We start from the raw sequence: 14,967 nt of genomic DNA on the forward strand, positions 1-14,967 counted from the left end.
GGGCGGTGACCAGACCCCGGTCACCGCCCCCTCGGTCACGCCCCGACGGGCGTCACGGCTTGATGCGGACCACCTGCGGGTCGTGGTCGCTCGCCTGCTGGGCGAACTCGCTGTTGATGTGCACCACGTCGTACTTGGCGTACCCGACCTCGGGGCTGACCAGGATGTGGTCCAGCACCTGCGAGTTGCCCTGGTAGACGTACGAGTACTGCTCCTTCTCCGGCAGCTCGTTCACCAGGTCGCGCAGCACGCCGTCCTTGGTGAGCGTGGCCAGCGCGGGCGAGAACTGGTAGTCGTTGAAGTCGCCGAGCGAGACCACCTTGGCCTCCTTGTCGGCGGCCAGCAGCTTGGCCACGAAGGCCTGCTCGACGGTCGCCTGCTTGATCCGCTGCACCTCGGAGCTGCGGGTCGGCTCCTGGAACCGGCTGTCGATGCCCTGGTCGCCACCCTTGCTGTTGAAGTGGTTGGCGATGACGAAGACCTTCTTGCCGCGGAAGGAGAACTGGCCCACCAGCGGCTTGCGGCTGTTGGCCCAGGCCTCGTCGGCCGGGGAGATCCGGCCGGGCGAGGCGGTCAGCGCGGTGCCGGCGCCGGTGCCGGCCACGTCCACCGCGGTGGTGGCGTTGCCGCCGGGGATGTCGGTGAAGGAGACCCGCTGCGGGTTGAACAGGAACACCTGGCGGATGTTGCCGCCGGGCTCGCCGCCGTCCTTGCCGTTCTCCGGGTCGATCGAGCGCCACTCGTACGCCGGGCCGCCGGCCGCCTTGATCGCGGCGATGAACTTGGCCACGGTCTGGCTCGCGTCCACCGTGCCGTCGTTCTTGGCGCCGTTGTTGTCCTGGATCTCCTCCAGGGTCACGATGTCGGGCGAACGCAGGTTGGTGACGACGGCCTGGGCCAGCTCGGCGAACTTGCTGTCCGGGTTGCCCGGGGCCAGGTTCTCCACGTTGTAGGTGGCGATGGTCAGCTCGCGGTCGGTGGCCGGGGCGGTCACCTCGCGCTGCAGGTGGTTGTCCTGGAGCGCGCCGAGGGTGCCGGCCACCAGGGTGTAGCCGCCGAACTGGTTGTAGTCCAGCGGGCCGCCGGTGGTGCCGGTCAGCACGTCGCCGACGTTGGCGACCGGGAACGGCTGCTGCGCGACCGGCGCCTGCTGCTGCACCATCAGGCGGCCGACGTTGGGCTCGGCGTAGGACTCGTAGAGCGCGCCGCCGCGCTTGCTCTTCTGGTCCTGCTTGTCGGCGGCGACCCAGAGCTCGTTGTACTTGTCGGTCGCCTGGATCACCCGGACGTCCTTGACCTCGACGAGCATGCCCTCCAGCGACTCGTAGAAGTCGAGGGTGTACTTCTCCGGGTTCAGCGCCAGGCCCTCGATGGTGGTGGCGCCGGCCGGGGTCTGCGGGGTGTAGGTGCCCGGGATGTTGCGGGTGTCCACCACGACCGACGCGGGCAGCGGGTTGCCCGAGGAGAGCACCGTGACGGCCGGGGAGCTGATCTCGGTGAGCGACTGCGAGCCGCCGCCGAAGTTCGGGTAGTACTCCGTCACCTTGCCGCTGACCAGCACCGAGTCGCCCACCTTGACGGTCGGAGCGCCGCCGGTGAAGACGAAGACGCCCTCGCTGGTGGCCGGGTCGGCGTCCGGGTTCGGGTCCTGGATCCAGAAGCCCTTGGAGCCGTACGCGCGCACGCCGGTGACGATGCCGGGCACGCCGGTGACGGCCTTGCCGGCCTGCGGCGATATCCGGGTGCCGCCCTGGATGTCGTGGATGCGCAGGCTGCCGGGCTCGGTCGGCCCGGCAGCGGTCGCGGCGGAGGCCGTCGGCAGCGGGACGAGCACCAGCGAGGCAGCCAGACCGGCCGGTACGAGGGTCGCGCGCAGCAGCGCACGACGCGGGCGGCGGGAGGCGGAGGGCGTGGTCACCGGGCAGGACTCCTTCGTTCTGCCGGCCGGCGTGGCCGTGGCAGGCGGTGGGGGTGGCACATGACGTCCGTCCGGCTTGGGGCCGGCGGACCGTGAGGGTGGGTCAGGTAGGCGCAGATGGTGCGCTACTCGCGTAGAAGGCAGCACGGGAGCTGGAACGCCCCCCGCAGCGCTATGAAGATACGCGCGTAGAAAATGGCGCGACAAGACCTCGGCGGTGAACTTTTGATTCCGCCGCAGGAGTGAAAGACCACACTGTGAGGTTGACTACAGCCGCATTGCCCGGTTACTGCCCATTTCCGCAGATCAGGCCCTACAGCCAACCGCGCTGAGCCGCCTTCAGACCGGCCTCGAAACGGCTGGCCGCGTCGAGACGCTCCATCAGCGCGGCCATCTGCCGGCGCACCGTCCGGACCGAGACTCCGAGCCGCTTGGCCGCCGCGTCGTCGGTGAGGCCGGTGGAGAGCAGTCGCAGCAGCTCGCGCTCGCCGGCGCTCAGGCCGGTCCCGGCGTCCTCGGGCTGGTCGGCCCCGAGCGGGACGGCCGTCTCCCAGGTCTGCTCGAACAGCGCGACCAACGAGGCGACGATCCCCGGCTCCTCGGTGCACAGCGCGCCGAGCCGGGTGTTCTCCGGGTCGATCGGCACCACCGCGGTGGCGCGGTCGAAGACCAGCATCCGCGGCGGCAGCACCGGCGCGGTGCGCACCTTGCCGCCGAGGCCGGTCATCCACTGCACGTACCCGAAGGTCCCCGGGTCGTTGCGGACGCTGTCCTGGTAGATGGTGCGCAGGGTCACCCCGCGGACCAGGGCGTCCTCGTCCAGCGGGCGGGAGGCGGCGAGGCTCGCGGCGGACTGCGCACCGCCGGGCATCACGGCCAGGCACTCGTCGGTGAGCCGGGCGGTCAGCACCTCCAGCTTGGCCTGGATCGCGTCCAGGCCGACCAGCCGCTCGCCGCCGTCCACCAGGCTGCTGGTGCGCAGCGTCGCGTACTCGGCGACGGCACGTGCCACGGCCGCCTTGGAGACGGCCAACTCCTGCTGTCGTCGGGCGAGTTCCTCCTCCTGGCGGCGTAGCAGCAGCTCCAGCCCGCGCTCCGGGCTGACCGGCCAGAGCGCGCCGGGGCGCTCCCGCGAGGCGCGCAGCAGGGTGAGGTCGGCGAGCCGGTCCAGGGCCTCGCGCACGGCGAACTCGGGGAGCCGCAGGCGGGCGGAGAGTTCGGGGACGCCGCCCTCGGGGTCGGTCAGCATCTCGCGGTAGACGGCCTCGGCGACGGAGTCCAGCCCCAGCAGTTCCAGCACTGTCAACGACCCCTGAATCGTCGTGGAGGGATGTGAGGGAATGTCCGATCGGTCCGCCGGCCCCGATCATGCCGCCGGGGAATGCGGCACCACAAGACATGATCCGGTCACACGATTTGACGCACGGTCGGCGCTCGGACCGGGCGCGCGATCCGGCCACGCACGCTCCCCCGTGCGCGGTCGTGCTCCCGGGACTGCCGAACCGGCCTCTCGGGGGGTTGCAGCATCCTGCCTGTCCTGATGCTGCCCGCAGCCTCCCCTCCCGCCGGCGCGTCCGTAACGGAAGGATCTCCCCTGCGCGCACTCCCCCTCCACCGCACCGCCACCCTTCCGTTCCACCTCCCACCCGTTCCACCGCCGGCGCCACCCACCGCTCCACCGCCCTGAACCGACGCTGAACCGCCCCGCACAGAACAGGACCCGTCGTGCCCAAGACCGTCCGTCTGCTCGCCGTCACCGCCGTCGCACTCGCCGCCGCCACCGCCGTCGCACCCGCCGTCGCCGCCCAGCCCGCCGCCGCCCCGGCCGTCGTCGCCGTCACCGCCACGGACGGCGGCGGCATCGGCTGGGACGCCCCGCCCGCCGGCACCGCCGCCCGCGGACCGATCGGCTGGGACGTCGCGCCGGCCGGCACCCCGGGCATCGGCTGGGACTGACCCCGCCCGGCCCCCGGACCCTCCACCGGCCACCCCCGGTCGTCTCCACCGGCCACCCCAGGTCGTCCTCACCGACCGCCTCCACCGCGCCGACGGGCGGGGAGCAGGCGGTCTTCCGTACGGGTTTCCACCGATCCCGCCCGTTCGGAAACTTGGCCGATTCGCATCGGCCGCCCGCTCTGAACCTGACTGACATATCCACGACAAGGCCCACTGCGCGACCTCTCATCCCACCGCACCATCAGACCGTCGAGGAGTTCCATGTCACGCCCGAACGGCGACCCCCGGCCCTGGGCCGGGGACGCCGCCCCGCCCGTATCGTCCGCACGCCGCCGGCGCGGCGTCCTCGGCAGGACCGCCGTCGCCCTCGCGGTGGTGCTCGCCGCCGAGTCCGCCGCCGTCATCATGACGACGGGTCAGGCCGTCGCGGTGACCCCGGAGGCCCCCGCCCCCAAGCCGGCCCGGGCGTTCGGCCCGGCCGAGGCCAAGGACATCGCCACCGCCCACCTCAAGGCCCGGCTGGAGAACCGCCGGATCGAGGTGGTCGACGAGCGCACCGAGTCCACCACCACCTGGATCAACCCGGACGGCACCACCACCCTGGACATGGCCTCCGGCCCGGTCCGGTACAAGGACGGGTCCGGCAAGCTGCAGCCGATCGACACCGACCTGGCCAAGCAGGCGGACGGCAGCGTCAAGGCCAAGGGCCACCCGCTCAACCTCTCCCTCGCCGGCGCCACCCCGGCCGCCGCGGCGTCGAAGTTCAAGGCCGCCGGTGCCCCCGCGGGCGACGCCCAGGCGCCCGCCACCCCGCTGGTCTCGCTGGACAACGGCAACGGCACCAGCATGTCGCTGTCCTGGCGCGGCGCCCTGCCCGCGCCGACCGTCGACGGCCCCAAGGCCCGGTACGCCGACGCGCTGACCGCCACCGACCTGGTCATCGAGTCCACCCGCACCGGCTTCGAGCAGTTCCTGGAGCTCAAGGACCGCTCGGCGGTGGCCGCCAACGGCAGCGTCACCCTCACCCTGAACGCGGCCGGCCTCCAGGCGCGCCGGAACGCGGACAACTCCGTCTCGTTCATCGACCCCAGGACCGGCCAGGAGGCCGGCCAGCTGCCCGCACCGATGATGTGGGACGCCCAGGTCGACGAGCGCAGCGGCGACCACACCCGCACCGCCCCGGTCGGTCTGCAGGTCACCCAGAACGGCGACGCCGTCGACCTCACGCTCACCCCAGACGCGGCGTTCCTGAACGACCCGAAGACCAAGTACCCGGTCACCGTCGACCCTGCGGTCAACATCGGCGTCGGCTTCGACACCTTCGTCCAGCAGGGCTACGCCACCGACGTCTCCTCGCAGACCGAGCTGAAGCTGGGCAACAACGGCTCCGGCCAGGTCGCCCGCTCCTTCCTGCAGTTCCCGATGACCCAGATCGCCGGGAAGCAGGTCACCAGCGGCAAGCTCAACCTGTGGAACTTCCACTCCTGGTCCTGCACCGCCAAGAGCTGGGAGGTCTGGGACACCAACACGGCCACGACCGCCACCCGGTGGACGGCGCAGCCGACCTGGAACCGCAAGTGGGCCACCTCCACGGCCACCAAGGGCTACTCCAGCTCCTGCAACGACGGCTGGGTGAACACCGACATCACCTCGCTGGTGCAGGCCTGGGCCGCCAACGGCAAGCCCAACAACACCCTGGGCATCCGGGCCACCGACGAGACCGACCCGTACGGCTGGAAGAAGTTCAACTCCGGCAACGCGTCCTCCAACACGCCGTACCTGTCGGTGACGTTCAACACCCCGCCGGCCGTCTCCACCCTGGTCTCCCCGGCCGACGGCGCGCTCACCGGCGACTCCACCCCGACGCTCTCCGCCAAGGCGACCGACCCCGACGGCGGCAACGTCCTGCTGGACTTCGAGGTCTGGGCGTCCAACGGCACCGCCGCGCTGCAGTCCGGCCACACCGCCTACGCGGCCTCCGGCTCCACGTTCACCTGGACGCCGGGCACCGCGCTGCCCGCCGGCAGCTACAAGTGGCGCTCCCGCTCCTGGGACGGCACCGCGAACAGCGTCTGGTCCGCCTTCCGCACCTTCACGGTGGACACCACCGCGCCCGGCGCCACCACCATCGCCTCCGGGGACTTCCCGGCCGGCCAGTGGGCGGGCACCCCGGACGCCAACGGCGACTACAGCGGCAACTTCACCTTCACCCCGCCCACCGGCGACGTGAAGGACGTCCAGTACAAGCTGGACGGCGCTGCCTGGGTGACCGCGGCCACCACCGGCGCCCCGGTCACGGCCAAGCTCACCTTCAAGGCGGGCGCCCACACCGTCACCGCGCACAGCCGGGACGCCGCGGGCAACGTCTCCGCCGACCGGACGTACACCTTCTTCGCGGGCAAGGGCTCGGCGCTGGTCGCCCCCGGCGCCGGCGAGCGCCCCGCCCGCCGCACCTCGCTGCAGGCCGAGGGCAACTCCACCTACACCGGTGTGCGCTACCAGTACCGCCGCGGCGAGACCGACGCCTGGAAGGACGTCCCGGTCGCCAACGTCACCACCACCGACGGCAAGCCGGTGGCCGCCTGGCCGTTCGCCGCGCCCGGCGGCAAGCCGGCCGCGCTGAACTGGAACATCACCGACACCCTGGCCGAGAACGGCCCGGTGGACGTCCGCGCGGTCTTCACCGACGGCACCGCCACCGACGCCACCGAGCCGAACACCATCACGGTGGACCGCAACGCCGGCACCGCGCCGGAGACCAAGGTCGGCCCGGGCGAGGTGAACACCCTCACCGGTGACCTCGGCCTCTCCGCCACCGACGCCGAGGGCTTCGGCCTGAGCGCCGAGCGCTCCTTCTCCTCCCGCCGGCCGCTGAACGGCTCGGCCCAGGAGGGCCAGGCGGCGATCTTCGGCCCGCAGTGGAGCTCCGGCACCACCGCCGAGATCACCGACGCCGACTACACCTACGTCCGCCAGACCTCGGCGACCTCGCTCTCGGTGGTCTCCGCGGACGGCTCCGAGGTCGGCTTCACCGCCACCGGCGCCGGCGGCTGGAAGCCCGAGCCCGGCGCCGAGGACCTCACCCTCACCGGCGCGCTCACCGGTGCCTTCACCCTGAAGGACACCGCCGGCACCACGGTCACCTTCGCCAAGGTCGACCCGGCCGCCACCACCTGGCAGGCCTCCGGCTCCTCGCTGCCCAGCGACAACTCCACCACCTCGGTGGTCTCGGAGAAGGTCGTGGCCGGCGGCAAGACCCTGGCCCGCCCGAAGTACGTGGTCGCGCCGACCTCGGCGACCGCCTCCGCCGACTGCGCCGCCGCGCCGTCCACGGCCGGCTGCCGGGTGCTGGAGTACGTCTACGCCGACACCACCACCGCCACCGCGTCCGCCCTCGGCGACACGGCCGGCCAGGTGAAGCAGATCCGGCTCTGGTCCACCGACCCGGGCGCCTCCGCCGCCACCCCCGTCGTGGTCTCGCAGTACGCCTACGACGACCAGGGCCGGCTGCGCGAGGTCTGGGACCCGCGGATCAGCCCTGCGCTGAAGACCGCCTACGCCTACGACGCCTCCGGCCGGGTCACCACCGTGACCGAGGCCGGCGAGCTGCCGTGGACCCTGGAGTACGGCAAGGCCGGCAACGCCGCCACCGCGGGTGACGGCATGCTGCTCGCCGCCTCCCGGCCCACCCTCAAGCAGGGCAGCAAGGACGTCACCGACGGCACCGCGACCACCTCGGTGGTCTACGACGTGCCGCTGGGCGGCGCCAACGCGCCCTACCCGCTGGCGCCGTCCGACGTCGCGGCCTGGGGCCAGACCGACGCCCCGACCGACGCCACCGCGGTGCTGCCGCCCGACGCCGTCCCGGCGGGCCACGACGGCAAGGCGCTCGGCACCGCCGCGTACGCCCGCGCCTCGCTGACCTACACCAACGCCTCCGGGCGCGAGGTCAACACCGCCACCCCCGGCGGCGGCATCACCACCACCGAGTACAACGCCTACGGCAGCCCGGTGCGGACCCTCTCCGCGGAGAACCGCATCCTCGCCCTGGCCACCACCGGTGAGGGCCTGGCCAAGCTCCAGGCGCTCGGGATCGCCGGCCGCTCGACCGCCGACCGCGCCCAGCTGCTCTCCTCGGCCTCGGTCTTCTCCGCCGACGGCAAGCGCCTCACCGAGCAGTACGACCCGCTGCAGCTGGTCACCCTGGAGCACGGCCTGGCCGCCTCCGGCAGCAGCCCGGCCCTCACGGCCGGCGCCGAGGTCGCGGCCCGCGCCCACACCGTGACCGGCTACGACGAGGGCCGCCCGGCCGGCGCCGCGGTCAGCGACCGCGCGACGTCCAGCACGGTCGGCGCCCGGATCGACGGCTACACGGCCGACGCCGACACCCGTACCACCGCCACCTCCTACGACTGGGCGCAGGGCCTGCCCACCCAGTCCGTCCAGGACCCGGCCGGCCTGAAGATCACCACCGCCACCGGCTACGACGCCAGCGGCCGGGTGACCTCGCAGAGCCGCCCGAACTCCAACGGCTCCGACGCCGCCACCACGGTGACCGCGTACTACGGCGCCACCGGCACCGGCGCGTGCGCCGGCCACCCGGAGTGGGCCGACCTGGTCTGCTCCACCGGCCCGGCCGCGCAGATCGCCGGCGGCGGCAGCAACCCGCTGCAGGTGCCGGCCAAGACCTACCAGTACGACCGCTGGGGCAACGTCTCGGTCGTCACCGAGGTCGCCAACGGCGTCACCCGCACCACCACCCGCAGCTACGACGCCGCCGGCCGTCCGGTGAAGGTCTCGGTCAGCGGCGGCACCGGCACCGCGGTGGCGGACACCGTGCTCGGCTACGACCCCGCCAACGGAGAGCTGGCCACCGTCACCAACGGCAGGGCCACCATCACCCAGGGCTACGACAGGCTCGGCCGCCTGGTCTCCTACGACGACGGCGCCGGCGCCACCAGCACCACCGAGTACGACCGGCTGGACCGGGTGGTGAAGAAGTCGGACTCCGTGCCGTCCACCACCACCTACGGCTACGACACCGCCAAGGACCCGCGCGGTCTGCCGACCTCGCTGACCGACTCGGTGGCGGGCACCTTCACCGCCTCCTACGACGTCGAGGGCCGGCTGGTCTCCCAGACCATGCCGGGCGGCAACACCCTGACCAACACCTACGACAGCCGGGGCATCCAGACCGGCAAGACCTACACCAACCAGGCGGGCACCGTCCTGCTGGCCGACAACGCGGACTACACCGTCCACGGGCAGCAGGCCGGCCGGACCCAGTCCGACGGCAACAGCACCACCAGCACCTACGGCTACGACTCCACCGGCCGCCTGGTCAAGGCCGCCGACAGCACCGGCCTGGCGTGCGCCACGCGGTCCTACGCGTTCGACAGGAGCAGCAACCGGACCAACCGCACCGTCGTCACCGACGACTGCGACCCGGCCACGACCGACGCCGTCACCAAGTCCGAGAGCCACGGCTACGACACCGCCGACCGCCTCACCGACGCCGGCTACGTCTACGACGCCTACGGACGCACCACCGCCCTGCCGAAGGGCACCCAGCTGAGCTACTACGTCAACGACCTGGTGCGCAGCGAGACCCTCGGCGACACCCGCAAGACCTGGGACCTCGACGCCTCCGGCCGCCTCGCGGTCAGCACCACGGAGACCAAGGGCGCGGACGGCACCTGGGCCGTCACCGACCTGTCGACCAACCACTTCGACGGCGGCAACGACAGCCCGTCCTGGCAGCAGGACGCGGCCGGCCGGCTGACCCGCCACGTCCAGGACCTGACCGGCCAGCTCACGGCCGCCACCGGCACCGACGGCGGCGCGATCCTGCTGCTGACCAACCTGCACGGTGACGTCTCCGTCCAGATGTCCCCCGACGGCACCCAGGACCTCGCCGTCTACCACTACGACGAGTACGGCAACGTCGTCGACGCCACCGGCTCGACCGAGTACGGCTGGCTGGGCGGCTCGCAGCGCGAGTCCGACAGCCTCTCCGGCCTCACCCTGATGGGCGTGCGCCTGTACGACGCCACCACCGGCCGGTTCCTGCAGACCGACCCGGTGCTGGAGGGCTCGCCGAACGCCTACGGCTACCCGGTCGACCCGATCACCATGGACGACCTGACCGGGATGTCCTGGCGGAAGAAGTGGACCGCCTACTTCAGCCGGTCCGAGGGCAACACCATCGGCACCCTGCTGTACATCTCCGGCAAGATCGGCCAGGGCATCTCCAAGATCCTGCGCAGGCTCCCGCACTGGGCCGCCCGGGCCGCCGGCTACGTCCTGTGGGCGCTGTCCTACCTGATGAAGCGGATCGGCAAGCAGTTCCTCAAGGCCGCCAACAAGCGCGGCAGCCACGGGGTGAAGTTCGTCTTCGGGATCTGGCGCTCCAGCCACTGGTGGGTGCCGGACCGTCCGATCTACCGGGTCAGCCCGCGGTACTGAGCCGCCGGTGACAGCCCGCTGAGGTGAGACAGGAAGGCCGGCCCGGGGTTCGCCCCGGGCCGGCCGCTCTCGTTTCTGCTCCGGCTGTGCTACTTGCTCCGGCTGCTCTGCCTGCTCCGGCCGCTCGCGCTACTCGGCCTTCTCGGCCGCCGCGGTCAGGCCGGCCGACCACTTCTCCTCGACGTTGCCGAGCTTCCAGTAGGCGATCGCCGCCGCCCAGGTGAGCACGAAGAGGCCGACGATGGCGTAGCCGACGAAGTTGAGGTCCAGCCCGCCGATCCAGGCGACCGGGCCGCTGGTGACGTCCAGCTTCTCGCCGAGCAGCCCGATCAGCTCGATCGAGCCGATGACGAGGGCGACCACCACGGAGAGCCCGGTCACGGTCAGGTTGTAGTAGATCTTCCGGACCGGCTTGGAGAACGCCCACTCGTAGGCGAAGTTCATGAACGAGCCGTCGATGGTGTCCAGCAGGCTCATCCCCGCCGCGAACAGGATCGGCAGCACCAGCAGGGCGTACCAGGGCAGCTGGAAGGCCGCCGCGCCGCCCGCCAGCACCAGCAGCGAGACCTCGGTGGCGGTGTCGAAGCCGAGCCCGAAGAGCAGGCCGACCGGGTACATGTGCCAGGACTTGGTGACGGCCTTGGTCACCCGCCCCAGGATGCGGTTCATCAGGCCGCGCTTCTCCAGCTGCTCCTCCAGCTCGGCCTCGTCGAACTCGCCCTCGCGCATCTTGCGGAACACCTTGAGGATGCCGTTGAAGGCCCCCAGGTTGATCAGGCCGAGCGCGAGCAGGAACGTCCCCGAGACGGTGACGCCGATCAGGCCGGTCGTCTCGTGCAGGGTGGAGTCGTCGGCCTCGACCTGCCCGGCGAGCGACTTGATGCCGAACGCGAGCAGGGCGCAGAGGCCGAAGACGATGGAGGAGTGGCCCAGCGAGAACCAGAAGCCGACCGACAGCGGACGCTTGCCCTGGCCCATCAGCTTGCGGGTGGTGTTGTCGATGGCGGCGATGTGGTCCGCGTCGAAGGCGTGCCGCATGCCGAGGGTGTAGGCGGTGAGGCCCATGCCCGCACCGAAGACCTGGCCGCCCACGTCGTAGTGCTCGGGCGCGATGACCGCGAGCAGCGTGAACCAGCCGATCACGTGCAGCGCGAGGATGAAGCCGCCCATGCCGGCCAGGCGGATCCATTCCTCACGGGTGAGCCGGTCGCGCCAGCGGGGGCCGGTCATCGTTTCGTCCTTTCCTGGGCCTTCCGAGCTGGGCCATCTTTCCCCCAGGATGGAAGTACTTGCAAGTCATGCGCAATTACGAGCCGGTTACCTTCACCGCACGACCACACCCGCCGTACTCGTCATGAACCGTACAAACGCCCGTAACCTCCGGAGCCTTTCGGTTGCCCGTCTACGCGCGGATACTCGACTTCTACGCGCGAATACTCGGCGCCGCCCCCTCAACTCCCCACGGAGGAACGGCATATGAACCGCATTCGAACGGCTGCCGCGCTGGCCTCGTCGGCCCTGCTCGCGGCCGGCCTGACCACGCTGGCCCCCACCGCGTCCGCCGCCCCGGACGCCGGCGGCGCCCCCACCGCGACCACCCCCGCCGCTCTGAGCGCCACCCCCCACCGGGTGCTGTTCGACAACAGCAAGGGCGAGACCGCCGGGAACGCCGACTGGATCATCTCCACCGCCCAGCCCGACCCGCTCGCCCAGAACGCCAACCCCACCACCGAGAAGAGCTGGACCGGCGCGCTCTCCGCCTGGGGCGTCGCCCTGCAGAAGACCGGCCAGTACAGCCTCAAGACCCTCCCGGCCGGCTCCACCATCAGCTACGGCACCGGCGCCGCGCTGGACCTCGCCAAGTTCGACACCTTCGTGGTCCCCGAGCCGAACATCCGGTTCAGCGCCGCCGAGAAGGCCGCGCTGATCCGCTTCGTGCAGAACGGCGGCGGGCTCTTCCTGATCTCGGACCACACCCAGAGCGACCGCAACAACGACGGCTGGGACTCCCCCGCGGTCATCAACGACCTGTTCACCAACAACGGCGTGAACAACAACGACCCGTTCGGGATCTCGGTCGACGTCAAGAACATCTCCACCGACAACCCGCGCGCGATCAACGACGCCGCCGACCCGGTGCTGCACGGCCCGTTCGGCGCCGTCACCGGCTCGATCCTGCGCTCCGGCACCACCTTCACCCTCAAGCCGGCCGACAACCCGAACGTCAAGGGCCTCGTCTACCGGACCGGCTACAGCGGCACCACCGGCGCCTTCTTCGCCACCAGCAGCTACGGCTCCGGCCGGGTCGCGGTCTGGGGCGACAGCTCCCCGGCCGACGACGGCACCGGGCAGCCGGGCAACAACCTGTTCAACGGCTGGAACGACCCGGCCGGCACCAACGCCGCCCTGGCGCTGAACGCCACGGCGTGGCTCAGCAAGGCCTGACGGCAGGGCCACGCGGATCCGGCCGGCCGAACCCGACGGGGGCGGCCGGCCGCGCCCCGCTGTCCTGGTGAGCCCGGCCCGGGCCGGGCTCACCAGGACAGCGCCGGCCTCCTCCCCTAGGGTCGGAATGCTGACGCCCGCGGCGCGGGGCCGCTCCCGCCACCCCGCCCCACGGGCCCGCCGACCGGGACCGCTGGGAGCCGCCATGTCGCACCCGACCCCCTCGTACCCCTTCCGCACCATCCGCGAGGACCTGCGCATCCCCCTCTCCGACGGCACCGAGCTCCGCGCCCGGCTCTGGCGCCCGGTGACCGACGAACCGGTGCCCGCCGTGCTGGAGTACTCCACCGGCCGCCTCACCGACTGGACCGCCACCGACGACGCCCGCCGCCACCCCTGGTACGCCGGCCACGGCTACGCCTGCCTGCGGGTCGACGCCCGCGGCCACGGCAACTCCGGCGGCCTGCCCGCCGGCACCGGCGCACCGTCCCCGGCCGACTCCTCGGCCGACGAGCCGGCGGACGAGTCGGCCGACGGCGCCGAGGTCCTCACCTGGCTGGCCACCCAGACCTGGTGCAGCGGCCGGATCGGCCTGCTCGGCACCGGCGCCGCCGGCCGCACCGCGCTGCAGCTGGCCGCCCGCGCCCCGGAGGCCGTCCACGCCGTGGTCACCGCCTGCCCCGAGGCCGGCGACCGCCTCGGCGGCGCCGTCCTGGCCGCCGACCTGCACGTCCGCGCCACCGCCCGGCTCGCCGACGCGGCCCGCCCGCCGGACCCGCAGTACGTCGGCGACGACTGGGAGCGGATGTGGCGGGAGCGCCTGGAGTCGCTGGAGCCGTCCTTCCCGGAGCGGCTCGCCGCCGCGACCGGGGAGCCGGTGCCCGGCGAGCCGCCCGGCACCGCCGTCGTCCCCACCTTCGCCGTCGCCGGCTGGGGCGACCCGTCCTGCTCCGCCGTCCTCGGGCTGCTCTCCTCCGGTGCCGTCCCGGTCCGCGCCGTGCTCGGCCCCTGGCCGCACGGGCTGCCCGACGAGGTCCTGCCGGAGACGCTGCGCTGGTGGGACCACTGGCTCCGGGACATCGACAGCGGCGCCCTCAAGACCCCCGTCCTGCGCAGCTGGATCAGCGGCCGCTGGACCGGCGAGGAGGCCTGGCCCTCCCCCGACGTCCGCGACATCCACTACGGTCTCGACGGCCCGCTGCGCACCGCCGGCACCGCCTCCGACGACCGCCACGTCCAGGTCCGTTCCCCCCAGCACACCGGCCTCAACGCCGGCGCGTACGTCCCGCTCGGCCGCCCCGCCGACCTGCCGCCGGACCAGCGCGAGGAGGACGGGCGCTCGGTCTGCTTCGACTCCCTGCCACTGCCGGAGCCGCTGGAACTGCTCGGCGTCCCGTCCCTGCAGCTGCGGTTGCGCCCCTCGGCGGGCGCCGGCCTGATCGTCGCCCGGCTCTGCGACGTCGCCCCGGACGGCACGTCCACCCTGGTCACCCGCGGCGCGCTGGCCGCGCCCCCGGCCGGGGAGGCGGCGCCGGACGCCGCCGTCGAGCTCGCCGCCGCCGGCCACACCGTGCCGGCCGGCCACCGCCTGCGGCTCGCGCTCTCGTCCGGCTACTGGCCGTGGCTCTGGCCCGACCCCGAGCCCGCCGGCTTCGGGCTCGACCCCTCGCACAGCACCCTCACGCTCCCGGTCCGCCACCTGGCCGCGGACTACGGCGCCGAGCCCGTCACATTCTTGGCCTCCCCCACCCTCCCGCTGCCCCCGCCGCTCCGCATCACCGAACCCCTCACCGCCCGCCCGGAACGCCTCACCGTCCACGACATCGGCCGGCACGAGTGGCGCACCGAGCTCTCGCCCGCCACCGACGGCACCCGCACCCACCCCGACGGCCTGGTCCGCGACGAGCACACCGTCACCGCCTACCGCATCCTCACCGGCGCCCCGCTCAGCGCCCAGGCCCGCACCGACCACAGCGTCCGGCTCGAACGCCCGGCCGTCGGCTGGGACGTCACCATCCACACCCGCACCGAACTCCGCTGCACCGCCACCCACTTCCTCGCCCACACCCACCTGACCGCCCTCGAAGCCGGCACCACCGTCTTCACCCGCGACTGGCACCAGCGCATCCCGCGGAAGGGTGCGTAGCGGGAGCCCCCGGTGAGATGCGACCGTCTCGCCGTCG

The 14,967-nt window shown here is 72.6% G+C and carries 7 protein-coding genes; 4 read left to right on the forward strand and 3 right to left on the reverse strand.

What is annotated here, in order from left to right; all coding sequences use genetic code 11:
• Positions 1-52: 52 nt before the first annotated feature.
• Both ACIPSC_RS27645 and ACIPSC_RS27650 read right to left on the reverse strand, forming a co-directional pair.
• Positions 53-1,918: an endonuclease/exonuclease/phosphatase family protein gene (locus ACIPSC_RS27645; RefSeq protein ID WP_400828894.1), complete on the reverse strand. Its 1,866-nt coding sequence runs from the start codon at positions 1,916-1,918 to the stop codon at positions 53-55.
• Between the two features lie 313 nt (positions 1,919-2,231).
• Positions 2,232-3,218, reverse strand: a complete 987-nt coding sequence (locus tag ACIPSC_RS27650; RefSeq protein WP_400829054.1) for a LuxR C-terminal-related transcriptional regulator — start codon at positions 3,216-3,218, stop codon at positions 2,232-2,234.
• Positions 3,219-3,643: 425 nt separating this feature from the next.
• On the opposite strand from ACIPSC_RS27650, the gene ACIPSC_RS27655 reads away from it, so the two are divergent.
• Both ACIPSC_RS27655 and ACIPSC_RS27660 read left to right on the forward strand, forming a co-directional pair.
• Positions 3,644-3,874 carry a hypothetical protein gene (locus ACIPSC_RS27655; protein ID WP_400828896.1) on the forward strand — a complete coding sequence of 77 codons (231 nt, stop codon included), beginning with the start codon at positions 3,644-3,646 and terminating at the stop codon, positions 3,872-3,874.
• A gap of 261 nt (positions 3,875-4,135) precedes the next feature.
• Positions 4,136-10,339 (forward strand): DNRLRE domain-containing protein, encoded by a 6,204-nt coding sequence (locus ACIPSC_RS27660; RefSeq protein WP_400828898.1) that lies wholly within the window; start codon positions 4,136-4,138, stop codon positions 10,337-10,339.
• Between the two features lie 129 nt (positions 10,340-10,468).
• Here ACIPSC_RS27660 and ACIPSC_RS27665 read toward each other — a convergent pair whose 3' ends face one another.
• Positions 10,469-11,569 carry a HoxN/HupN/NixA family nickel/cobalt transporter gene (locus tag ACIPSC_RS27665; RefSeq protein WP_400828900.1) on the reverse strand — a complete coding sequence of 367 codons (1,101 nt, stop codon included), beginning with the start codon at positions 11,567-11,569 and terminating at the stop codon, positions 10,469-10,471.
• 246 nt (positions 11,570-11,815) lie between these two features.
• Here ACIPSC_RS27665 and ACIPSC_RS27670 point away from each other — a divergent pair, with 246 nt between their 5' ends.
• Both ACIPSC_RS27670 and ACIPSC_RS27675 read left to right on the forward strand, forming a co-directional pair.
• Positions 11,816-12,784: a hydrolase gene (locus ACIPSC_RS27670; RefSeq protein WP_400828902.1), complete on the forward strand. Its 969-nt coding sequence runs from the start codon at positions 11,816-11,818 to the stop codon at positions 12,782-12,784.
• 205 nt (positions 12,785-12,989) lie between these two features.
• Positions 12,990-14,930 carry a CocE/NonD family hydrolase gene (locus ACIPSC_RS27675; protein ID WP_400828904.1) on the forward strand — a complete coding sequence of 647 codons (1,941 nt, stop codon included), beginning with the start codon at positions 12,990-12,992 and terminating at the stop codon, positions 14,928-14,930.
• Positions 14,931-14,967 lie beyond the last annotated feature (37 nt).

The sequence above is a fragment of the Kitasatospora sp. NPDC090091 genome, assembly GCF_044747365.1.
In the GTDB taxonomy this organism is placed as follows: Bacteria; Actinomycetota; Actinomycetes; order Streptomycetales; family Streptomycetaceae; genus Kitasatospora.